This window comes from Alcaligenes aquatilis (genome assembly GCF_003076515.1).
Classification (GTDB): domain Bacteria; phylum Pseudomonadota; class Gammaproteobacteria; order Burkholderiales; family Burkholderiaceae_B; genus Alcaligenes; species Alcaligenes aquatilis.
The window spans coordinates 3,080,184-3,101,299 of the sequence record NZ_CP022390.1 but is presented as its reverse complement, the minus strand read 5'-3'; the positions used below and the strand labels follow the sequence as shown (position 1 = coordinate 3,101,299).

Here is a 21,116-nt window from a genome sequence, read left to right as displayed (position 1 = left end):
GTGCAGGCAGTCAAACACCAGCGTCACCATGCAGTCTGTTCATACCTCCAGCAAACCGAAGGTGCAAGAACGTGAACACGGTGTACCAGCTTGTCTGCCTGGGCCTTGCCAGCAACGAATATACATGGCTTTCTGACGATACAGAACCATGCACTTTCATTCATTCTGCTTTTGCTCCGCCCGCGTTGCCCACATGACACCGCATGGTCATATGCAGATCCCGCCCAAGACCGTTAACATGGGACTTTCACCGTTTCAACAGGAGTCCGCCGTGTCCGTATCGCCGCTGCCCAGCCCCGTATCCTGCCCTTTAGAGGGGGCCAGCAACTTCCGTGATATTGGCGGCTATGCCGCAGGCTCCGGTTCCTTTCGTAAAGGCCGTGTCTACCGCTCGGACCATTTGGCGAATTTAAGCAGCCAGGATCTGGACACACTGCAGGAACTGGGCATTGCCTGTTCACTGGATTTCCGTGGCGCACACGAGCGCAAACGCTCTCCCTACCAATACAGCTTTCTGACCAGTCATGCGCTGACCGTCGAACCCACCGTATTGCCCGATTTTCTGGACATGCTTGCCAAGGGTGAAGTGGATGTCAAAGCAGCCCATGGCACGATGAACAAAACCTACTCTGAATTCGTGACCGCACATGCAGCCACGTTTGGACGGGTCTTTGACCAGTTGCTGGACACCCATACTCCCCTTGTCCTGCACTGCACAGCGGGCAAAGATCGCACCGGCTTTGCGGTTGCCTTGCTGCACCGCGCCGCTGGCGTACATCCTGATGATGTAATGCACGACTATCTGCTTACCAATCAATTTTTCCGCCGCCCCGATCTGCCCGATAACCGTGGCATCAGCGACGAAGTGCTGGATATTCTCTGGGGTGTGCAGCCCGAGTTTCTGGAAACCGCCTTCAAGACCATTGATAAGACACACGGCAATCTGGAGAACTTCTTCCAGAGCGCCTTGAAGCTCAGCCCCGCCCGACGTGCGGCCTTACTGGAACGCTACACCGCCTAAACCACGCCTACCGAGGCCTCTGGCAACTCCCAGTGGCCGTCCAGGCTCAAGGCTGGCCCTATCACATTGCGCCAAGTGGGCAGATCATGCATTTGCGTGAACAAAGGCATGCAATAACGTGGCTGCACCATATCCACCAGCCAACGCAAATCCGTCAAACGCGGGTGAGCATTCCAGCACAAGGTATGCGTGCCGCGCGGAGCATGCGGGGCCACATAGCCGGTGTGAATCAACAAGCGATCGCCAGGCTCGGCATTGCCGTCCGAAGTCCGCGCTTGCTGCTCACGAATCAACTCTCCTGCCTTACCCTGACAACCGTCCGGTTCACCAGCCAAAAGCAGGTGTGCTTGGGGATCAAACGTGGCGGCACGCGGCATCAGTTCGCGCAAGGATTGCTGCACGCCTGGCAACAACAGATCGCTGCTTTGGCTGATCATGCGGGTCAGGTTTTCGTAGCAGGACGCATCCATGCTCCAATCCTCAAAGCCTTGCTGCTGACGCCACAAGGCAATCTCGATCGCCCGGCCCGAAGGCGGCACCGGCAACAAAGCAGGATGGGACTGCAGCAAGGACTCCAGAATGCTCCAGGCAACGTGATGAGACTGATCATACAAACCATAAGACGCATCCAGTAACGCCAGATACGCAGGAGGTGGCAAATCAAAGGGAAACAGCAAGGACTCGCAGGAAAAGTCCCCGCTATAAAACAGACCACCACCCACATCCAGATGCAGCCAGACACCCCCCAAGGCATGGCCGGACAAACCAGTGCGAACGGCAATATCGCCAATATAAGTCGTGCCGCGTGTCGGCAATTCACGCCAGATCCGACCGGCAGGCAAGCTGCGCGCGGTCGAGGCCGTGGCGTAAACAGGAATGTGTTCGGGCAGTTTGGATAAGGAGCCCATGTGGTCCTGGTGATCATGCGTCACCAAAATGGCATCCACCTCCAGCCCCTCATGCCAATCGCACACCTGACCGGGGTACAAGGGCCCACCGGCATCCAGCAGCAGTCGCAAGCCACATGCCTGCACGAGAATGGCGGCAGGCACTTTACCTCCAGAGCCGCTTAACACCGTCACCCGTGTCTGGTTCATGCTCCGTCCCCTACAAGGCATTGTGGCCAACCTATCACCCAACCACACCCGGCATTCTGCTTTGCAGCACGGCGTAACGCGGGGCGCAAAAGCAAAGCATCAATAAGCGCAATGGGCCGCAGCTCACGCTGCCGGACAGAGAAAGGCATCAACTTAAAGAACCAGAGCCACCGAAGTGCCCTGCCTTAAAAAAAACGACGACAGGATCAGATTAAACAAGTGTTCTTTCAGCCCTGTTACAGATTTATGGCAGTTCGATGGCAGTGCCCAAGCCAAAAAAAAGAGCGCCAGATCAGCGCTCCTGAAAAGGGGGACTACAAACAGGAACTTAAATAATGAGGGGCGTTAAAAATACCGCCAGAATCACGGCCATTACCAAGCGCATGACGATACCCAAGGTCGCAGCCAGCATGACTTCTTTTTCATTCAGATCTGAACACTCGGCCCAGACCACCGGAATCTGTCCAAATACCGCCGATAAGGGCAGGCCGGACGAGGCCAGAACGAACGCCCCCACGACCAGGGAGGGATCCAGTGTCGAGGCAATAGCCTGCAATTTACCCATTGCCAGTGTCGGGCTGACCAGGATGGCCAACACGCCCGTTTCGGGATGAATGTTCAAGGCCAGCAAACCACGTTCAAGCACATCGCTGATCGGAGCCCAAATGCCGATATGTTCCAGCAAGCCAATGACACAGAACACCAAGGCCACGGCCGGAATCAGGATCAGCAGCAACAATTCCACCCCTTCACGGGCCGCCTTGAACAGCATGGGCGCAAAATCAATATTCGGCGTGAAACGAGGCGCAGCCAGCAAATCCACCGAACGGACGTTGCGATAAACCAGCCGTGACAACAGCAGGGGGGACAGCAACAAGGGGCCAAAGACCGCAATCAGCACCACGGCAAAGACATTCACTCCAGCAAAGGTCAATGCCATCATGCCCAGCATGAAGGTCGAGAAAGACTGCTGGGACTGCACCATCGTGGCAACCGCAATTTTCTGCTCGTCTTTGGTCGCCCCTGCCTGACGCAGCAAGGGCCCCGAGATACGACCAGCCGCATTGATATCGCCAAAAATGTTGTACACGCTGGGAATGATGACGGCCGGATTGATCCCGATAGCCCGCATCGCCGGCATAAAAACCCGCATCATGGCATCGGTAAAGCCCAGACGCTCCAGCAGCCGCCCAATAATGACGCTGATAATGACCGCCACCCCAACCTGCCCGGTCAAAAACACATCCACCACAACGGGTTTGACCTTGTTCAACACGGTATCAAAGGCACCGGACAAGGTAGCAGGAAAGAAAAACAGCGTCAGCATGGCCGCAGCCAGCAAGCTCAGGCCCACCACCTCGATACGCTCCAAAGGACGGCGGCCCGCAGGCGGTGAATGCACAACCTTATCGATTTCTATTGTTTTGTTATCCATGTCTGTCTCCGTTCAGGAAGCTGGATTTACTGGAAGCTCAGCACGTTCTTGCCCATGAGATGGGCAGTCGAGAAATGCCGGGCGTATTCACGCAAACGGGTCCCCCCCACTTGATGCACCGGCGTAGACGTCACCCGATCGCGGAACATCACCACCTCGACACCATCGAGCAAGGCGCTCAAGGCATAAGCCAGTGGCAGTCCGTTTTCCAGAATTTCCAGTACATGGCTGTTACCTACCAGAAAATTCAGCCCCAGTTCACGGGCGCATTCAATCAAGGCATGGCCGTCATAGACTCGGCTAATCGACGCCAGCACCGTATCCACTCCTGGGTTCTGAGCAACTGCCTGGCGCAGATGTTCAGGACTGAATCCCGTATGCGGGAAGATATGCAAAATACGGCTGACTGGACTGCTACGTTCGCCCAGTCGAATCGCACCGCGCGTCAAGGTGCTGGTCTCCAGAATATTCTCGTTGTCCTTGATGCGACGCTCGGCCTGCAAGATCTGATCTTCCAGATCCAGCCCCATGAAACCGTCCAGCCTATCGAGCATATCGCCCAAGGTTTTCACCCCTTCCAAGGGCTCGCCCACGAACATTACATTGCCATGAATACCTCCATAGGCGATATCACTTTTAGCCACTTTGTGGCCATGCAGATACGCAATGCCCGGATGCAAGCCATGAAATGCCTCATGACACTCCAGCGCTGCCACGCCATACAGGTCCAGATAATCCTTCAGGGTCACGCCCCCACAACTGGCGGCATCTGCGATGGGATGGTGCGCCACAATGGCATCCACCCCGGTCGCGCCGGCCAACTCAATACTCAGTTCGGACATGGTCATGCACACGGCCACCTTGCGCACTTCCTTGTTGGGGTCTCCATGAATCAGCCCCGGAATTTCCAGCACTTCCTTGCCGTAAATTCCCGAGGACTTCCAGATCACGAAAGGATGATGGCCGCACTTGACCTCATCCATACAGGACACCATGCGTCCCCCCGTAATGACATTCAACGCATCCAGCAAATCGGCTACATAGGCCATGATTTTGTCTCCAAATAAAAAGCCGGCCTCAGGCCCTGGGAAATCCCAGGGTCCGAGGCCGGCGGTATGCGAGCACTTCCTGTCGGCAACTTCCCCAAGCGGGCCGGTCAGGGCCTGGGCTCGGTTCCAAAGCCAATTGCACACCGGGCAATCCACTCTGGACGGAAGGACAACAAGACTGTCTACCAGTCAGCTTCTTTTTATCGATTCGGAACTCAGGGCAGCGGTTTGCACCGGCGCCACTGCGTTCACACTCCTTTTTGCAACAACACCATGGTGGAAGACAACTGCGCTGTCGCGTCGTAATCCTTGAAAATGGCGACGACATCCAAGCCATACTCTTCCACCAAAACCTGCTTCATCTCCTTTTTGAAAGCCTTGATCAGGTACAGATCGGCCAGATCGGCAATATGTGCGTTTTCACGGCTCAGCGTCTGCAAGGCAGGCTGGCGTTTATGAACGGCCAACATGCTGATCCTGTCATCGAGCACATCAATCTTCAGTGTCACCACACCTGATGCAAAAATACTGCTGTTGATGCGGTTGTAGTCCCGGGTCAGCGCCTGCTTGAATTCGCCCATAGAAGAAAAGCCTGCCATCACCATTGCCTACCCCCAACCTATTTGAATTATTGTCGTTTACTCGTGTTCAGCGACCGCCTCCTGCGCCATCTTGCCATGCTGATAACGGCGATACGCCAAACCAGCAACAGCAATATCTTCAATCGCCACACCCACTGATTTATACACGCAAATACCCTGTGCGTCGTAACCTTGTCCACGCTCCAATTGCAACCAATCGCTTAACTCGGATACCTTGCCCTGAATGCCGCAATCGGCTGCCGCCAGAATCAGATCCCCGGCCTCGGCAAGCGTCTGCTCCCCCCACTCCACAATGATCTTGCCTGCCCGCTGCAAGCAGACATCATCCAGCTCCCGCGCCGTGGGCAGACTAGAACCAACAGCCGCGACAAAGCAACCTGGTTTGAGCGTACGCCCATCAAACAAGGGCTCACGGCTGCGACTGGCGGTAACCAGAATATCTGCCTGGACCGCGATCTCATCAGGGCGTGCTGCACGTACCGGTACGCCACAGTCCAGCTCCAGCTCCAGCTTGCGGCAACGCTCCTGATCCACATTCGGGCTCCAGACCAGCACACGGCGCAAATCAAAAGCCTGGCAAAACTGCTGGACATGCGCGGTGCCCTGAGCCCCGAGCCCCAGCACTCCCAAGGTTCGAGATTGGGGGTTTGCCCCCCGCTGTGCGGCCAGCACCGAGCACGCGGCAGTACGCCACTGCGTAATCGCACCGGCATCCAGCGTTGCCAAGGTTTGTCCACTGCGCGCATCAAACAGCACAATCACAAAGTTGAACCTGCCGTGTACGGTCGTATAAATTTTGGCCCCAGCGACTTGCTGGCCTGAGATAACCGCCCCCAAGGTAGATAAGCGCGTATCGCCCACCTGCGTGCGCACACGACGTTGCTGCGCCGCCTGCCCCTGTCCAAACTCAAGAAAAGCCTGCTCCAGCACCTGCTGTACCGCAGGCGCATCCAGCAGTGTGTGTAATTGCTTATCGGTCAAATGCAGCATGGGCGGCTCCTTTTACCAGCTCACCGTCACGTCACCGCGCACAAAAGTCTGGCACGCCATACGAAAACCCTCTGCCAGATCCTGCTCGGACAAGTGTTTATGTTCCTTGGCCTTGACCTCATCCGTATTGCTCAGCCCTTCCGTAATTCGGCACTTGCAGGTACCGCAGATACCGCCCCCGCACTTGAACGGGATGCCGCCTCGCTCGCGAATCGAAACCCGCAGCAAATTGCTGTTCTCGGCGGCAGACACCACCAAATCATTATTCGACGCAAATGTAATCTGAACCATATTCTGCTACCTCAGGATTGCTGCTTTACCAGGGGCTGCGTCCCTGTTTTGTGACCCGTAAGCTCACATTGGCGCAACTCGGCCTGTAGGCTGCCAAAGTGCGTCAATCCGGCCAGTTCTTCATAAGCCTGCTCGGCTGTGGCAAATTTTTCCATTTGCCGAGTAGGAATGTCATTGATCGTGCCATTTGGCGCCTCTTCCACAATGCGAACCCGCGACCCGTCCTGGATACGCGCAATGGCAAACACCGCTTTGAAACGACCCTGAAAATGGTATTCATACGCCGCCACCATTTCCACGCCCACACCCGGCTCCGTACGGTATTCGCCTGGCTTGCTCGTTAGCACCACATACATCACTGCACCTCCTGTATCTCTGCCTGCTCCAGAACGATGTCCTGGTTAATCCACAACTGGCACGCCAGCCGCCAGCCCTGATCCAGGCGCTCGCCTAACTGCTTTTTCTCTTTCCAGTTGGCCGCTGGCAGATGCTCAGCCCCCTCCAGCACCCGACACGCACATTTGGCGCACTTGCCCATTCCACAGCCATAGGTCAGATAAGGAAACGGAAACTGCTTGATCCCTGCCCGGACCACCAAATTGGTGTTCTCCTGCACCTCGCCCACATGTGTCTGGCCGTTTTTATGAAAAGTAATGGTTGGCATAAGACCTCCTGCTTGCTGCCAATGATGCGACCGGATTGCGAGCCCTGACCGCCTGAAAAAAAACAAGAACGGTATACCAAGTTAAAAATTGCACTTTTCCCACAACAGATTTCTTTAGTTTTAGATACAGTTTCCTGTCTGTTTGAGTAGAAACCCCTATTGCGGTATACTTAATTCAATTCAACCCCTAAACGAGATTGCCATGAAAACCCCCGTCGAACTTCGCTACTTGCAGCGTCCCGTCGGCGAGCAGTTGCTGCCACATCTGGCTCAGCGCAAGCATCTGCGCCGTCGTATTCCGCTCATCAATCTGCCCTCACTCACTGAACTGTTTGGCAGCCGAAAAAAGCGCGAACCCGAAGTCGCCCAAGATCAGCTCCCACACAGCGCCTAAGCAAGAGAAGGCTCTGCCGAGCGGCTATCGGACTGAAAGTTGAACGCATCGGCATACATGAACTGCTCATTGGCACCATGCTCCTTGAACAAGCCACGGGCCTGCTCAATCATCACGGGTGAGCCACACAAGTAAATGGCATGCTCAGACAGGTCAGGTTCATCCTGGCATACCTGTTGTTGCACATAGCCCCGAGCGCCTTGCCAGCTCTCGTCGGCATGCGAGAGCACAGGCACGAAACGGAATTCGCACAAACGGTCTGCCCAGGATTCGATCTCCTTGGCCAGATACAAATCCTCGGGTCGGTTCATGCCCCAGTACAGGCTCACAGGTGGGCAGTCGTCCTTGTCCAGCAAGGACTCCAGAATCGCCTTGATCGGTGCAATACCCGTACCGGTTGCCACCATGACCATGGGTCGCCAGTCGCGCTCGCGCCAATAGAACACCCCCAAAGGCATCTCCAGCAGCAGCTCATCTCCGGCCTTCAGGCCGGGCAAACACACTTGGGTAAAACGGCCGCCTTCCACTTCCCGTACATGCAGTTCAATACGCCCATGGGCCGCATCGGCATTGGCCATGGAAAAACTGCGCGCACGCCCGTCCTCGAACAGGATGTTCAGATACTGACCAGGACGGAACTGCACGTGTACATCCTGGGGTAACTGCAAGGTCAGGCGCCAGATTCCTTGGCACGCCCGCTCCACGCTATGCACCTGCGCCCTGACCTGCTGCGTGTCAGGCAGCTCGTCACGATGGGCGGCCAGACTGATTTCAATATCCGCATCCAGTCGAGCCTGACAGGCGGCGGCATGGCCCTGCTCGTGCTCCTCATCGGCAATACTCATGGGCAGGCAGTCGTCCTCGTAACAAACCTTCCCTCGGGTAACCTGAATGCGGCAGGTACCGCAACCGCCAAACTCACAGTCGCTATAAATGCGCACGCCTTGCCGCTGAGCGGCCTGCAAGAGGGTCTCTTGCGGCTCTACCCAGAACTGCTCGCCGGTTTCCTTGATGTCGACACGATGGGCCATGACCCGTCCTCCTGATGCCACTATTTCTTGATGTCCGCCTGAACCAGCACGTCCAGACCCTCTGCCTTCAAGGCCTCGGCCAAGGCCTGCAAGCCGGCCACACCGGCTGCCGTGTCCTGCTCGCCGTTACCGCCGCTCAGGCCAATACCACCGATTACTTCCCCATTGACCACAATGGGGTAGCCGCCCACAAAGGCCGCAAAGCGTCCCTCAAAGCTGAGCTGAATCCCGAAGGCCTCGTTACCAGGCAGTGCCGGACCATTGGGCGCTTGCGTGAACAAATGGGTGGAGCGCTTGTGGCCGGCAGCGGTAAACGCCTTGTTCCAGGCAATTTGTGCGCCAGTGATACGTGCCCCATCCATGCGCTCCATCACGATGGGATAGCCCCCTTCGTCAACCACGCAAACAGTCTCCAGCACGCCAATCTCTTTGGATTTGGCAATCGCCGCGTCCACCATCAAGCGCGCTTCGCGCTGTTCGAGACGTAGGATTTTTTTCATAAGTCTTCCCAGTATTTCCGGTTAATAAAATTCAGATGCCGCGATACACGGTCTTGATCTGGGTGTAGAACTCCAGACCAGCCCGACCCGACTCGCGGAAAGTGGATGTGCTGGACTGTTTCAGTCCACCAAAAGGGGCATTGATCAAGTTGCCGGTTGTTGTGCGATTGATCTTGACCGTCCCGGCCTCAATGTCATTGGCAAAGCGATGCGCATAGTCGGCACTGCGCGTCACAATGGCGGCCGACAAGCCATATTCAGTGTCATTGGCCATGGCCAGCGCCTGCTCGTAGGAATCAATTTCCAGCAAGGCAATCACCGGACCAAAGATTTCTTCGCGGGCAATACGCATCTGCTGGGTCACGTCTGTAAACAAAGCCGGGCGCATGAACAAGCCACGTGCATAGTCGCCTTCGGTCAAACGCTCGCCGCCCAGTAAATGGGTGGCCTCCTGCTTGCCGATGGCCACATAGTCCAGAATGCTTGCCAGTTGGCTTTCGGTGGCAATGGGGCCCAGGTCGGGGTTGCCATTCAAACCATTACCCACGGTCAAGGCGCTGACTTTCTCTACCAAGCGCCGGGTGAACTCCTCTTTGACGTGACGATGCACCAGCACACGGCTGGTGCCCGTGCAGGCCTGGCCACTTAAGGAAAACCCACCTTGAACCACCAGCTTGACGGCCAGATCCAGGTCGGCGTCTTCCATGACAATCAGGGGGTTCTTGCCACCCAACTCCATCTGGGTGCGAGTGCTCATGCGGGCTTGACGACAAATATCTTCACCCGCCTGGGTCGAGCCGGTAAACGAAATGGCACGTACCTGAGGGGATTGCACCAGCGTGGGCCCCACTTCACTGGCCCTGCCATGTACCAGGTTCAGTACACCGGCCGGAACCCCTGCTTGTGCAAAGGCTTCGCACAGGTAATAACCCGTCAACGGCGTCTCCGACGAAGGTTTGAAAACGACGGTATTGCCCGTAATCAAGGCAGGCGCAATTTTGCGTGCCGGGATGGAGATGGGGAAATTCCAGGGCGCAATTACGGACACCACACCCAAGGGTTCGCGCTGGGTATACACCAGTTGCTGCGCATCATCCTGCGGAAAGGTCTCGCCGGTATAGGTCTGGCCTTCAACCGCATAAAAACGCAGGGTCTGGGCCGAGCGCCCTACTTCCATCTTGCTTTGCGCCAGCGTTTTGCCCTCTTCTCGCGTCAGACCCTGAGCGATACGATCAACATTGGCATCCAGCCAGGCCGCCGCCGCATTCAGCACACGGGCCCGGGTGGAAATCGGTGTTGCTCGCCATCCTGCAAAAGCAGCCTGAGCAGCAGCAACGGCTGCCTGTGCGTCCTCAGCCGTGGACAGAGGGAAAGCCCCCACGACATCGTCCCGATCGGCCGGATTCAAATTGGGCTTCGTGCGCCCACTCTGGCTGGGCTGCCACTGCCCATTAATGTAATTGTCGAAAACGACGTCCTTGAGATTGTCCACCGCTGTACTTCCTTGTTTCTAAATCGGCGGGCAGCCTATCTGCCCGCCCGGCTGGCCGACTTACGCTGCTTCCAATTGCAGATCCTGCAAGCTGATCTCGTCTTTGACGTAATCGTTGTACAGGGAAGTGGTATACAGTAGACGCATCTCGGCACCAATTTCGCAGATACGCAGGCAACGCTGCTGCAGTTCCACGGTATTGGCGTGCTCGAGCACGATCTGGTAACCACGCTCGCCATGGATCTCATCGGACACAATGTGCAGGTCGAAAAACTCCACCTCTTCATCCGTGAAGCCGTATTTTTCGCGCAAGGTTGGGGTCTGCTTGCGGTAAATGGATGGCACTTGCGACTCCAGGCCCACCACCAGTCCCGCCACGGCGACGACGGGGTCTTCACGCATGGCAATGGCGTAACACCAAGCCTGCAAGGCGCGGGTGGTGGCATTCATGTTGTCGGGGTCTTCAATACGTGCCCGTGTCGTGCCGCAAGCTTCGCCAAAGCGGATCAGCAGATCTGTGTGGCGGTCACCACCAATTTCCTCTTCGTACATATTGGCCAGCAAGAAGTCTTTGGCTTCCACGTATTCAGCGGGAGTGCGGGCATACAGATAACCCAGGTAATCGGCAAAAGGGCCGACATAGTGATAGTGGTTTTCAGCCCAGCGAGCTAGATGCTCACGGCTTAGCTTGCCGCTGGCCCAGGCAATACTGAAAGGGGAAGTATTGGCACTTTTCCCTTTAATGGCGGTTTCCAGTGCGGTGCGAAATTCATCGCGATTCAGCAGTTTTTCCATGACTGTTTCCTTGTTGAAAGACGTCGCCCTGACAGCAGCCGACGAAATATGAGGTTTGGACTATTTAAGTATATTGTATACCGTCTACTATTTTAGAAAGTAGGGAATAACCCTGCCTGTTTATCAAACCAACGCCACGCAGCCATCTTTGCGCGGGTCCGATACGGCTTTCAGGCGGCCATCCGCCAAGCGCTCCACCGCTTGTGCACCGCCAAAATCGCTACGGCCTGCCAGTTCGCCGACTCCCTTGTCGGGCGCCCCATACCCGTGTTCACGCAGGAAGGCCGTGCGGCTCGCATCAAAGCCGTCTTCCAGAGCCAGACGCCCAGCCCCCTCCAGACGCCAGCGCGGTGCGAACAAGGCTCGCTCCAAAGGCCAGCCATCGCGCAAGACACGGGTCCATATCTGTATCTGGCCCTGGGGTTGCATCAAACCGCCCACCACACCCAGCCCCATATGGAACTGGCCCGTCTTCAAGGCCAGAGACGGGACAACCGTGTGATACGGACGTTTTCCCGGACCGGGGCCATTCACATGCCCAGGCTCGGAGAAGCCAAAGCCTCGGTTTTGCAGCACAAACCCACAGCCAGGCACGGCGAAACCGGAGCCAAACCGTTTGAAAATACTGGACATGAACGTGACGGCCAATCCGTCCTCGTCAACCACAACCGTGCAAACCGTATTGCCTGCCGGATCACACACGACCTGAGCGGCATGAGTCATTGCCCCTTCGGTCGCCTGGATCAATGCCAACTCCGCCTCATCATCATCCAAGGGTCGGTGCCAGGCGCTTTGGACCGCGTCCAGCACGGCCACCCCATGTGTGTTGGGCGGACACTCATACAGACTGAACTCACCCAGCGATGCGCTGACCGGTTCACAGAAAAATCCTTTATGCTGACGAAAGTCCTCCGCCCGCAACAGCCCCTGTACCCGTTCCATTGCCTGTTCAGCCTGCCATGCGGGGCGCCCCAGATAGAAGGCATCGGGTCCTTGCGTGGCGATGTCCTGCAAGACAGCCGCCAGCTCCGGGTTCAGGTACTGCTCTCCTGCCTTGGGCGGCTTGCCCGCCCTATAAAGAGCGGCACACTCGGGATCGCGATGCAGCACAAAATCAAAGATTTGCCATTCACGCGCCGCCACCGACGCCACCGCAAAACCTTCCTGTGCTGCCTGGATGGCGGGCTGAAGCAAGCGGGCCCAATCCAGACGGCCATAGCGCTGATGCATATCCCACCACCCTCGCACTAGGCCGGGCGTGGTAATGGACAGCACATGGCGCTCGGGAATCCGTCCCCCAGGCAAGGCCTGAACCTGCTCTGCCTTCAACAGCAAAGGCGCCGCTCCGCTACCGTTATAAGCCACTGGCTTACTGTTCGGCGGTGCAACCATCGCCAGCAAGTCGCCGCCTATCCCCGTTGCCATCGGTTCAACGACGCCCATGACGGCATCAGCCGCAATGGCCGCATCCACCGCACTACCCTTGAGTTCCAGCATGGCCTGCGCGGCCCGAACCGCCAAGGGGTGTCCGGCAGCCACGGCCCACAGTTTCCCCAAACCCTGTTTTTCACCTGCGCTATAGGCTGTCGTTCCCATACCGATCATCCAAACACCAGTACGGCACAGATTGTCGAAATCGCCATCCCGGTCAGTACCGGTACCGTCAAGGCCCGCACCAGATCAAGCACATGCACCCGAGCAAAACCTGCCACCGCAATCAAGGACGACCAGGCGATCAAGGTGCCACCACCGGTCCAGATCGCACCGATCTGTCCTACCGCTGCCAAGGTTTCGATGTCCAGACCCGACACAGGGCTCAACGCCGAGGCCAGGGTGCCCGTCAGAGGCAGACCCGAGAAGCCCGACCCATCAATACCCGAGATCATCCCCACCAACAGGACACCAAACGCCACCAGAAAATGATTGTCCGGAATCAGATGCTGACCGGCTGAAATCAACTCGAACAAGAGGCTAGGTGTTTGTGCCAGTGGAATGCCTAAAATGGCAGAGGTCGCTTCACTGGCGCCCAGGAAGAAGAAACCAGCGATTGGCAACACCGAGCCCATGGCACGAAACGCGAATACAAAACCATCGGTCATATGATCCGGACAGGTGTCCAGCATGCGCCGTGGACCTTCTGCCATACAGGTGGCAATCATCATCAACACAAAGGCGACGCCCCCCACCAAACCGGCAGCATCTCCACCACGCAGAACGGGTAAGGACGGGATAAAGCGGGGCAGCAGCATGATGCCAATCACCGCCAGGAACGCCAGTGGAGTGATCCAGGCCAGAATGCGCGAATAACGTTCTTCCTTGGCACTTAAGCCGGAGTGCACCGTGTGTTCATTACCCGCCGTCCCACGGGCCATCTCTGCCTTGTCATACGTCCCTTGGGATTCCACGTCATCCAGCGTGCTGTCCGGTGCCTGACGCATCCAGGCGTCCAGCAAACGGCTGTCTGCCGGCTTGAAATGGCGACGCATCAACAAGAACGCCAAGGTCAGCGCGACACCCCCCGTAATCCAGGACAACACCAGCGCGCGGTCAGCCAGCACGGCAACATCAGCACCGACACCGGCTGCCTTGGCGCTGATGCCCGGAGCAACCCCAATGATGTAGTCCGACGATAGCGCCATGCCCTGCCCACAGATGGCGATCGCCATCGCACCGACCAATGGTGGCAAACCAGCCGCAATAGCCGCTGGCAGCAAAATGGCCGACACCAGAGGCACTGCAGGCGTGGGCCAGAAGAACAGGGAAATAAAATAGGTCGCTGCAGCAATCATCAAAAAGGACGAGGCACTATTGACCATGACCTTGCGAAAGGGGGCCACCATCTTCACATCGGCTTCCAGCCGCTTTAAGGAATTGAGCAACGCTGTCATGAAGGTGATTACCAGGAAGATGTTGAACAGTTCCTGAGCCGCCACGAAGCTGGCCGAAAAAATACTGATTAAGCCCTGAATAGGGCTGCCCGTTATGGCCGTGACTACCGCCAAGGTCCCAATGACGGATGGCACCACTACGTTGGCCCGGAAAATCATCGTAATGATGATCACCAGGACGCTGATCAAATAAGCCCAGTGCGCCGCACCGAGCACCACGTCGCTTTGCATGTATCCCCCTTTCCTTCTCTTTTTTCTGAATATTTAGTATTCCTGAAACGGTATACTATCTTCAATTAATGATCGAAATCAGAAAAAACTAGCAAAAACTGGGGAAAACTCTAAGAATTTCATGCTTGAAACACTTAGATTGAATACCTTATACAAATAAAAGGATGTTTATGGCGGCTTTAATTGACCTCGTGGACCCGCTGTCCTGGCTGCTGATGGCCTGCCTGGTGGTTTTGGCCGCGTTTTTACAAGGAGTGGGAGGGATTGGATTTGCCATGCTGGTGGCGCCCATTGCCGCCCTGATCTTCCCACAGCTAGTACCAGGGCCGCTGTTGGCCTTGGGCGGTAGCGTCTCTTTACTGGCGGCCCTGCGAGAACGTCAACATATCGTGCCTAATGTCGTGGTCTGTGCGCTGGGCGGGCGGGCCACGGGCTCGCTTATCGCTGTCTTGGGTATGACGCAACTACCGATAGCCGCCGTCAACCTGGGTTTTGCATTTGCCATCTTGGGCGCAGTCGCTCTCAGCGCCTGGGGCCTGCGCATACTACCCTCCACACGCAACATGATTCTGGCGGGTATTGCATCGGGGATCATGGGCACGCTAACCTCGGTCGGCGCCCCTGCCCTGGCAATTGCCATGCAGAATCTGGCGCCGGCACAGCTACGCGCGTCACTCGGCCTTATTCTCTTTCTAGGCGCGAGCCTGTCTTTGGTATTGCTGATGCTGGTTGGCCTGTTCTCCTTGCAACAAGCCATGCTCAGCATTGTGCTCTACCCATTCATGCTGCTGGGTTTTGCTCTATCAGGACAATTACGCCATCAAGTCAGCCTGCCATTAATGCGCAGGCTGCTATTGGGTATTTGTTCCATCAGCGCCCTGGTCTTGATTGCACGCACGCTGTGGCACTGAATACTTAGCCCCCAAACTGTATACCATATTCAGAAAAGTGCGCCTACACCGTATAATCGTGTCTGGCCCTTTTGCCCGATTGCACAGGTCGTACCATGAATATCCCCAGTTTCAACCTTCCCAACTCCCTTGTCGATGCGGATAACCGCCGCTTGGGTGATCAGCATGCCTCATTGTTTGCGGTAATACGCGACCAATTGCGTGAACGTATTCTGAGCGGTGAATTCCATCCTGGCGACCGCCTGGTGGAGGGCAAACTGGCGAGCGAGCTGGGGGTCTCGCGTATTCCTGTACGGGAAGCCCTGCGCGAGCTGGCCTCCGAAGGCCTGGTCACTATCGAACCACGACGGGGGGCCTCCGTAGCCATATTGTCGGCCGAGATTGCCTATAACATGGCTGAAGTGCGCGCCACGCTTGAGGGGCTTAATGCCAAGTTGGCCGCTCAACGCCAGGACCCGGTCAATATTGAAAAACTGCAAACCATTCTGAGTCAGGGCCATGAAGCCATGGATGCCGGCAATCTGGAATTGCTCAAATCCCTGAACCGGCAATTTCATGAAACCCTGGCCACCATGTCGGGCAATATCGTACTGACCGAGCTGATGCGCTCCTTACGTGATCGCACCGCGCTGCTCTTTGCCCCCAGCAATCTGCAGCGCATCCGCCAGAACTGGGAAGATCACGCCCAAATCCTGAACGCGGTTGTGGCCGGTAACAGCGATCTGGCCAACCTGCTGGCGACCCAGCACGTACACAATGCGGCCAAGGCCTATCAGGATGCCCAAAACGGCGAGAAAACCTGATCAAGCAGAGCGGCCCGCTCTTAACGCGGTCTCAAAGACCATCCAAACCGATGCCAGGCGCCGTTGGTACTTGTGTGCGCCACCAAACAACAACTCGCTTTGCAGGCTGTCGATCAAGGCCATGTAAGTCATGGCCAAGGTATCCACACGTAAACCCGTCTCGGACTTGGCCAGGGCAGACAGCTCCAGGGCCTGATGGATGATGCTTTCCAGGTCCTCCATGAACACGTGCATGGGTTCCATCACCACATCGTACAAATGCACAGGCGGGGCAAATAAGGTACGAATCCAAAAACGTACTTGATGCGATTGCTCAAAGCGCTCCTGTATCCCTTCCAGATAGGCCCGCAACTGCTGCTTGATCTCATCGCCCCCTTGCAGAACCTGACGTGCATGGTTCAGCTCATCATCCACAATCTTTGGAATCAGGCTCAGAAACAGCTCATCCTTGTTGCGAAAATGGGCATAGACAGAGGGCTTTTTAATGCCCACATCCGCGGCAATCTCGTTCATGGTGGTGGCATCAAAGCCCTGAACAGCAAAGCGCGCCAACGCGGCATCCTGCAGTTTTTCAGTCGTGGTTTTGCTCACAGTCCAACACGCTCTCAGTCAAAGACTCATCATCAAGGCCACCGTCACGGCCCGCCGCAAACGCTTATTTTACAGTGCCCAGCTCCCCGACCGATCTCGTTACCGTGCGGCAACGGCCGGCCAGAACATACAACAGAATCGACAGCAGACCGCAGCCACCAATCGCCAAAGGCACAACGTGCGGCCCAGGCACCGCCAGACTGACGATGTAGCCCACCACCGCCGAAATCAGATAATGGAACATACCCATCAAGGCCGCAGCGGTACCGGCCTGAGGGCCAGCCACGCTCATGGTCAAGGCCGTCACGTTACCAAAAACCATTCCTAAAGAGCCGACCGACATGGCGATCAAGGCGGCATACAGGATCAGGCCCGCCACGTCTGCCTGCACCGTCACATACAAGAGCCAGGCCGAAGCCGTATGGACAATCAGCCCTAAGGCCAGCACCCGAGAAGTAGGCATCCCAGCCTTCAACACGTAATTGCTGACGACCCCACCCAGGACCAACGCCACCGAATTACCGGCAAACACATAACTGAACACAGCGGGCGACAAAGCAAAATGCTGCGTGAACACAAAAGCCGAGCCACTGATATAAACAAATAAGGCAGCCAGTGCAAAACCACCGGAACCGGTATACGCCATGAATGGCTTATTGCCCAGCTCGCGTCCATAGGCGCGAACAATATGACCGGGATTCAAAGGAACACGCTGCGTCACGGGCAAGGAGTCCGGGATGGTCTTGAGCCCCCACAACAAACCCATCGTCCCTAAAAAAGCCAACATCCAAAAAATGGCCCGCCAATCTGCATGGCGCAATAAATACGCGCCCCAAATAGGAGCCACAATCGGTGCGATCATCATCACCTGCATCAATAACGAAAAGATGCGTGCCGACTCTTTCATATCGCACAAATCCGCCACAATCGCGCGCGGTGTGACGAGCCCTGCTGCCGCACCCAAGGCCTGAATAAAACGCGCAAGGAGCAAAGCCTCAACCGATGTGGCCAAAGCACCAAGAATCGAACCAATCACAAAGATGACAACGCCCAGCAGCAAGGGAACTCGGCGCCCGAAACGGTCCAGCAAAGGGCCATAAATACCTTGCCCCAAAGCCAGGCCCGCCAGAAAGATAGACAGCGTTTGCTGAATCCGGCCCGGGGAAACTCCCAGCTCCTGCGCAATGGCAGGCATACCCGGCAAATACATATCGATTGCCATCGCATCCAATGCCGTCAACATGGCCAGCAACAAGATCAAGGACCAAGCCAGGCTCCTGGTACGTGACAAATCACTCATGTTGCACTCTCTGTCGCACGGAAAAACAAAAACCCAAACACACTGACACCCCTGTCCATAGCAATTTCAATCCAAACTACCTACCGATAGGTAGGAAAGTCGTTACTGTACTCTTTTTCAGGATGTGGGCGAAAAAAAACCCCGGTAAATACCGGGGTTCCTGAGCGCCTGAGCAGCTAAAACTTAAATGTCCAGCAAATCACCCATGTCATCAGCGTGCTCTTCTTCCACGGCCATGATCTCGACCAGCATCTGGCGAGTGGTCGGGTCGGTGTCACCAATGCGTTCAATCATTTGGCGATAGGACTCGATGGCAATACGCTCGGCAATCAGGTTGGCGCGGATCATGGATTTGATGTCGCCGCTATCGTCATATTCCGCATGGCTGCGTTGGGCCAGGTTTTTGGGATTGAAATCCGGCTCGCCGTTCAACTGCACAATACGTTCGGCAATGCGGTCGGCATGCTCGGCCTCTTGCTGGGCATGCTCCAGAAACTCGGCTTTGATAGGCTCGTTGTTCAAACCGGTGGCAGTAAAGTAGTGGCGCTTGTAGCGCATCACACAGACCAGCTCAGTGGCCAGAGCCTCATTGAGCATTTGGATGATCTCTTCACGATTGCCCTTGTAGCCGGATGCCACCGCACCATCGTCCACAAACTTCTTGGCAGCTGCGCGGATAGCGGCAACATCGATAGGACCTTGGCTGGGTTTATCAGCTTTGTGCTTACTCATTGCATTCCTCCGTATTGATTCCCACCGCAAAAGCGCGGCACTGTATCGTGCAACAACCGGAAACGAACACACGGACTCCATAACCAACAAGTGCTTGCCCTAAGGACAAGCGCTTTACCTAAACCTGGGCTTGAAGTCTGCACGCTGCTGGTGATCCAAACCGGTCGCGCAAGAAACTGAACAAAGTGAATAGGTGCCTTTCATGGTAGCGATTGCCCCTTGGCTTGGAAAGCGCAAAACAGCCGCCTCCAGTTGCAGGAAGCCAGGTCTTTGAGCAATAAAAAACTGAAAATCAGGCCGTATGAAAGCCGCTCAAAATCACCATCCATGCGGGCTAAGCACGAAATTTGCTACTGGTTTTCCCCAATAAAAACGGCTATCGCCCTTCTCAAGCAGAGATACAAGCTCAAACACTTGGATACAGGTTCGACGCTATCAACGGCCTGTCTCAAGCCAGTATTGATATGTTTTTTATTTATCGCCTCCTTTCATAAAAAACGACAACATCGATTAATATGAAACGGTCGTTACTACTTTTTGATTGTTATGACATCAATGAGATGGCTACTTCTGACCTATAAAGTCCCCTCTGAGCCTAGTGCCAAACGCCTGGCACTGTGGCGACGTTTGAAAAGCCTGGGCGCGGTGTATCTGCAAAACGGGGTGTGCGTGCTGCCCAAAACCGACGAGCATGTACGCCGCCTAAAGGTGCTGGAAAACGACATCGCCACCATGCAAGGCGAATGCGTCTTGCTGGAAACCATTGCACTGGACAAGGCCCAGGAAAACAAGGTCATCGCCCGTTTCACGGACGAGCGCAACGATCAGTATCAGGAGCTGCTGGGAGGGTGCAAAGACTTCGAGGCCGAGATCGACAAGGAAATTTCGATTCAGAAATTCACCTATGCCGAACTGGACGAAGAAGAAACTGACCTTAAGAAACTGGAAAACTGGTACGAGAAAATCCGGAAGCTGGATTTTTATGGCGCCCCCCTGGCACCGCTTGCCCAAGAGCGTCTGCAAGCGTGTCAGGCACGGCTGGATGCGTATGCCCAGATGGTCTATGACGCTCATGAAGAAAACTGCTGATCCTGCACCGACACCGGCCGCCGCCCCTTCCAGGGCCAGCATTCACCGCAGCGTCTGGGCATTGGGCTTTGTATCCATGTTCATGGACATTTCCTCAGAACTGATCCACGCTCTGCTGCCCATTTACATGGTTACCGTCCTGGGTACCTCGGTACTGGCAGTAGGCGTTATCGAAGGCATTGCCGAGGCCACCGCCTCCATCATGAAAGTGTTTTCCGGCGCGGTCAGCGACCGTTTTGGAAAGCGTAAACTGCTGGCCGTCATTGGCTATGGGCTGGCAGCCCTGACCAAACCCATTTTTCCCCTGGCAAACTCACTGGACTGGCTGGTCGGCGCCCGCTTTGTAGACCGCATCGGCAAAGGCATACGCGGTGCCCCCCGTGACGCCCTGATCGCCGATGTCACTGGCCCCGAATCGCGTGGGGCGGCCTACGGTTTGCGGCAAACGCTCGATACCGTTGGCGCCTTTGTCGGCCCCCTGCTGGCCATCGGGCTGATGTGGTGGACAGCCAATAATTACCAGTTGATCTTCTGGGTTGCCGTGCTGCCTGCCTTTGCTTCGATCGCCGTTCTGGTGCTCTTTGTGCGCGAGCCCACCTTACCCGCCAACACCCGCCCCCGCAAACTACCCCTGAACCGGGAAGACCTGAGCCGTTTGGGTTCCCGCTATTGGTCGATTGTCGCCATTGGTCTGGCCTTTACATTGGCCCGTTTCAGCGAAGCCTTCCTTCTCTTGCGCGCAGAGGCCAGCGGCTTACCACCCATGTGGGCTCCAGCCGTCCTGGTTGTCATGGGAGTGGCCTTTTCCCTGTCTGCCTACCCTGCAGGTGTGCTGTCGGATCGCATGCGTAAAACCGACCTGCTCCTGATCGGAGTGACCCTGCTGATTGCAGCCGACCTGCTCCTGGCCTTTGTCCCCGGCTTGCTGGGTTTGGGTCTGGGCGTTGCTTTGTGGGGCCTGCATATGGGCTTTACCCAAGGCCTGTTCAGCGTCCTGATTGCCGACAGCGCCCCCGCCGAACTGCGTGGCACCGCCTTTGGCCTGTTCCATCTGCTAACCGGCATCGCCTTGCTGCTGGCCAGTGTTATTGCCGGTGTGCTCTGGGACACCATTGGCTTCCAAGGCACCTTTGCCGCTGGCGCACTTTTTGCGATTTTGACTGGGGTAGGTTTGCTCACCCTACGACACTCAACCCAAGGAGCGTTCTAA

23 protein-coding genes are annotated in these 21,116 nt (G+C 56.2%); 6 read left to right on the top strand and 17 right to left on the bottom strand.

Annotated features, from left to right (window positions below):
- Positions 1–148 precede the first annotated feature (148 nt).
- Positions 149–1,021 carry a tyrosine-protein phosphatase gene (locus CA948_RS14215; RefSeq protein ID WP_238988600.1) on the top strand — a complete coding sequence of 291 codons (873 nt, stop codon included), beginning with the start codon at positions 149–151 and terminating at the stop codon, positions 1,019–1,021.
- Here the strand turns inward: CA948_RS14215 and CA948_RS14210 are convergent.
- From CA948_RS14210 to CA948_RS14175, 8 genes are all read right to left on the bottom strand, one after another.
- Positions 1,018–2,118, bottom strand: coding sequence for an MBL fold metallo-hydrolase (locus CA948_RS14210; protein ID WP_108728344.1), 1,101 nt, complete (start codon positions 2,116–2,118; stop codon positions 1,018–1,020). The genes CA948_RS14215 and CA948_RS14210 overlap by 4 nt on opposite strands.
- Positions 2,119–2,446: 328 nt before the next feature.
- Positions 2,447–3,553 carry a hypothetical protein gene (locus CA948_RS14205; protein WP_094198100.1) on the bottom strand — a complete coding sequence of 369 codons (1,107 nt, stop codon included), beginning with the start codon at positions 3,551–3,553 and terminating at the stop codon, positions 2,447–2,449.
- Between the two features lie 26 nt (positions 3,554–3,579).
- Positions 3,580–4,602, bottom strand: coding sequence for a Nif3-like dinuclear metal center hexameric protein (locus tag CA948_RS14200; protein ID WP_108728343.1), 1,023 nt, complete (start codon positions 4,600–4,602; stop codon positions 3,580–3,582).
- Positions 4,603–4,850: 248 nt separating this feature from the next.
- A complete protein-coding gene (locus tag CA948_RS14195) occupies positions 4,851–5,201 on the bottom strand; it encodes a DUF2294 domain-containing protein (RefSeq protein WP_094198102.1) in 351 nt (116 codons plus the stop codon).
- Positions 5,202–5,240: 39 nt separating this feature from the next.
- Complete coding sequence (locus CA948_RS14190) at positions 5,241–6,194, bottom strand: ornithine cyclodeaminase family protein (protein ID WP_108728342.1); 954 nt, start codon at positions 6,192–6,194, stop codon at positions 5,241–5,243.
- A 12-nt stretch (positions 6,195–6,206) separates the two neighbouring features.
- Positions 6,207–6,485: a 2Fe-2S iron-sulfur cluster-binding protein gene (locus CA948_RS14185; RefSeq protein ID WP_009457378.1), complete on the bottom strand. Its 279-nt coding sequence runs from the start codon at positions 6,483–6,485 to the stop codon at positions 6,207–6,209.
- 11 nt (positions 6,486–6,496) lie between these two features.
- Positions 6,497–6,841 (bottom strand): ferredoxin, encoded by a 345-nt coding sequence (locus tag CA948_RS14180; RefSeq protein WP_108728341.1) that lies wholly within the window; start codon positions 6,839–6,841, stop codon positions 6,497–6,499.
- Positions 6,841–7,149 carry a 2Fe-2S iron-sulfur cluster-binding protein gene (locus tag CA948_RS14175; RefSeq protein WP_094198105.1) on the bottom strand — a complete coding sequence of 103 codons (309 nt, stop codon included), beginning with the start codon at positions 7,147–7,149 and terminating at the stop codon, positions 6,841–6,843. Before CA948_RS14175 ends, CA948_RS14180 begins: the two co-directional genes overlap by 1 nt.
- A 202-nt stretch (positions 7,150–7,351) precedes the next feature.
- Here CA948_RS14175 and CA948_RS14170 point away from each other — a divergent pair, with 202 nt between their 5' ends.
- Complete coding sequence (locus CA948_RS14170) at positions 7,352–7,543, top strand: hypothetical protein (protein WP_094198106.1); 192 nt, start codon at positions 7,352–7,354, stop codon at positions 7,541–7,543.
- Here the strand turns inward: CA948_RS14170 and CA948_RS14165 are convergent.
- The 6 genes from CA948_RS14165 to CA948_RS14140 all read right to left on the bottom strand — a co-directional run bounded on the left by CA948_RS14165 (position 7,540) and on the right by CA948_RS14140 (position 14,480).
- The gene (locus CA948_RS14165) at positions 7,540–8,574 is read right to left on the bottom strand and encodes a 2Fe-2S iron-sulfur cluster-binding protein (RefSeq protein WP_108728340.1); all 1,035 of its coding nucleotides are present in this window, start codon (positions 8,572–8,574) and stop codon (positions 7,540–7,542) included. The genes CA948_RS14170 and CA948_RS14165 overlap by 4 nt on opposite strands.
- Before the next feature lie 20 nt (positions 8,575–8,594).
- Positions 8,595–9,074, bottom strand: coding sequence for a GlcG/HbpS family heme-binding protein (locus tag CA948_RS14160; RefSeq protein ID WP_094198108.1), 480 nt, complete (start codon positions 9,072–9,074; stop codon positions 8,595–8,597).
- 31 nt (positions 9,075–9,105) lie between these two features.
- Complete coding sequence (locus CA948_RS14155; protein WP_108728339.1) at positions 9,106–10,566, bottom strand: aldehyde dehydrogenase family protein; 1,461 nt, start codon at positions 10,564–10,566, stop codon at positions 9,106–9,108.
- Between the two features lie 60 nt (positions 10,567–10,626).
- Positions 10,627–11,361, bottom strand: a complete 735-nt coding sequence (locus CA948_RS14150) for an iron-containing redox enzyme family protein (protein WP_094198110.1) — start codon at positions 11,359–11,361, stop codon at positions 10,627–10,629.
- A 123-nt stretch (positions 11,362–11,484) separates the two neighbouring features.
- On the bottom strand, positions 11,485–12,957 hold the full coding sequence (locus tag CA948_RS14145) for a gamma-glutamyltransferase family protein (RefSeq protein ID WP_238988599.1): 1,473 nt from the start codon (positions 12,955–12,957) through the stop codon (positions 11,485–11,487).
- Positions 12,958–12,962: 5 nt separating this feature from the next.
- The gene (locus CA948_RS14140; RefSeq protein ID WP_094198112.1) at positions 12,963–14,480 is read right to left on the bottom strand and encodes a hypothetical protein; all 1,518 of its coding nucleotides are present in this window, start codon (positions 14,478–14,480) and stop codon (positions 12,963–12,965) included.
- Between the two features lie 170 nt (positions 14,481–14,650).
- Here CA948_RS14140 and CA948_RS14135 point away from each other — a divergent pair, with 170 nt between their 5' ends.
- Together CA948_RS14135 and CA948_RS14130 are read left to right on the top strand one after the other, a co-directional pair.
- On the top strand, positions 14,651–15,391 hold the full coding sequence (locus tag CA948_RS14135) for a TSUP family transporter (RefSeq protein WP_094198464.1): 741 nt from the start codon (positions 14,651–14,653) through the stop codon (positions 15,389–15,391).
- A 95-nt stretch (positions 15,392–15,486) separates the two neighbouring features.
- Complete coding sequence (locus CA948_RS14130) at positions 15,487–16,194, top strand: GntR family transcriptional regulator (protein WP_108728337.1); 708 nt, start codon at positions 15,487–15,489, stop codon at positions 16,192–16,194.
- Here the strand turns inward: CA948_RS14130 and CA948_RS14125 are convergent, their stop codons facing one another.
- The 3 genes from CA948_RS14125 to CA948_RS14115 form a co-directional block, all read right to left on the bottom strand.
- The gene (locus tag CA948_RS14125) at positions 16,195–16,785 is read right to left on the bottom strand and encodes a TetR/AcrR family transcriptional regulator (protein WP_094198114.1); all 591 of its coding nucleotides are present in this window, start codon (positions 16,783–16,785) and stop codon (positions 16,195–16,197) included.
- A gap of 64 nt (positions 16,786–16,849) precedes the next feature.
- Positions 16,850–18,085 carry a multidrug effflux MFS transporter gene (locus CA948_RS14120; RefSeq protein ID WP_108728336.1) on the bottom strand — a complete coding sequence of 412 codons (1,236 nt, stop codon included), beginning with the start codon at positions 18,083–18,085 and terminating at the stop codon, positions 16,850–16,852.
- Positions 18,086–18,268: 183 nt separating this feature from the next.
- A complete protein-coding gene (locus CA948_RS14115) occupies positions 18,269–18,817 on the bottom strand; it encodes a ferritin-like domain-containing protein (protein ID WP_094198116.1) in 549 nt (182 codons plus the stop codon).
- Between the two features lie 555 nt (positions 18,818–19,372).
- On the opposite strand from CA948_RS14115, the gene CA948_RS14110 reads away from it, so the two are divergent.
- Both CA948_RS14110 and CA948_RS14105 read left to right on the top strand, forming a co-directional pair.
- Positions 19,373–19,906 carry a Chromate resistance protein ChrB gene (locus tag CA948_RS14110; RefSeq protein ID WP_108728335.1) on the top strand — a complete coding sequence of 178 codons (534 nt, stop codon included), beginning with the start codon at positions 19,373–19,375 and terminating at the stop codon, positions 19,904–19,906.
- A complete protein-coding gene (locus CA948_RS14105) occupies positions 19,890–21,116 on the top strand; it encodes an MFS transporter (protein ID WP_203226722.1) in 1,227 nt (408 codons plus the stop codon). Before CA948_RS14110 ends, CA948_RS14105 begins: the two co-directional genes overlap by 17 nt.

Excerpts from the sequence above, each read along its gene's own strand:
- CA948_RS14175 (WP_094198105.1), bottom strand. The coding sequence starts at position 7,149 with ATGCCAACCATTACTTTTCATAAAAACGGCCAGACACATGTGGGCGAG.
- CA948_RS14140 (WP_094198112.1), bottom strand. The coding sequence starts at position 14,480 with ATGCAAAGCGACGTGGTGCTCGGTGCGGCGCACTGGGCTTATTTGATC.
- CA948_RS14200 (WP_108728343.1), bottom strand. The coding sequence starts at position 4,602 with ATGGCCTATGTAGCCGATTTGCTGGATGCGTTGAATGTCATTACGGGG.
- CA948_RS14135 (WP_094198464.1), top strand. The coding sequence starts at position 14,651 with ATGGCGGCTTTAATTGACCTCGTGGACCCGCTGTCCTGGCTGCTGATG.
- CA948_RS14180 (WP_108728341.1), bottom strand. The coding sequence starts at position 6,841 with ATGTATGTGGTGCTAACGAGCAAGCCAGGCGAATACCGTACGGAGCCG.
- CA948_RS14110 (WP_108728335.1), top strand. The coding sequence starts at position 19,373 with ATGAGATGGCTACTTCTGACCTATAAAGTCCCCTCTGAGCCTAGTGCC.
- CA948_RS14195 (WP_094198102.1), bottom strand. The coding sequence starts at position 5,201 with ATGGCAGGCTTTTCTTCTATGGGCGAATTCAAGCAGGCGCTGACCCGG.
- CA948_RS14130 (WP_108728337.1), top strand. The coding sequence starts at position 15,487 with ATGAATATCCCCAGTTTCAACCTTCCCAACTCCCTTGTCGATGCGGAT.
- CA948_RS14210 (WP_108728344.1), bottom strand. The coding sequence starts at position 2,118 with ATGAACCAGACACGGGTGACGGTGTTAAGCGGCTCTGGAGGTAAAGTG.
- CA948_RS14190 (WP_108728342.1), bottom strand. The coding sequence starts at position 6,194 with ATGCTGCATTTGACCGATAAGCAATTACACACACTGCTGGATGCGCCT.
- CA948_RS14170 (WP_094198106.1), top strand. The coding sequence starts at position 7,352 with ATGAAAACCCCCGTCGAACTTCGCTACTTGCAGCGTCCCGTCGGCGAG.
- CA948_RS14185 (WP_009457378.1), bottom strand. The coding sequence starts at position 6,485 with ATGGTTCAGATTACATTTGCGTCGAATAATGATTTGGTGGTGTCTGCC.
- CA948_RS14145 (WP_238988599.1), bottom strand. The coding sequence starts at position 12,957 with ATGGGAACGACAGCCTATAGCGCAGGTGAAAAACAGGGTTTGGGGAAA.
- CA948_RS14215 (WP_238988600.1), top strand. The coding sequence starts at position 149 with ATGCACTTTCATTCATTCTGCTTTTGCTCCGCCCGCGTTGCCCACATG.
- CA948_RS14205 (WP_094198100.1), bottom strand. The coding sequence starts at position 3,553 with ATGGATAACAAAACAATAGAAATCGATAAGGTTGTGCATTCACCGCCT.
- CA948_RS14120 (WP_108728336.1), bottom strand. The coding sequence starts at position 18,085 with ATGAGTGATTTGTCACGTACCAGGAGCCTGGCTTGGTCCTTGATCTTG.
- CA948_RS14115 (WP_094198116.1), bottom strand. The coding sequence starts at position 18,817 with ATGAGTAAGCACAAAGCTGATAAACCCAGCCAAGGTCCTATCGATGTT.
- CA948_RS14165 (WP_108728340.1), bottom strand. The coding sequence starts at position 8,574 with ATGGCCCATCGTGTCGACATCAAGGAAACCGGCGAGCAGTTCTGGGTA.
- CA948_RS14160 (WP_094198108.1), bottom strand. The coding sequence starts at position 9,074 with ATGAAAAAAATCCTACGTCTCGAACAGCGCGAAGCGCGCTTGATGGTG.
- CA948_RS14105 (WP_203226722.1), top strand. The coding sequence starts at position 19,890 with ATGAAGAAAACTGCTGATCCTGCACCGACACCGGCCGCCGCCCCTTCC.
- CA948_RS14150 (WP_094198110.1), bottom strand. The coding sequence starts at position 11,361 with ATGGAAAAACTGCTGAATCGCGATGAATTTCGCACCGCACTGGAAACC.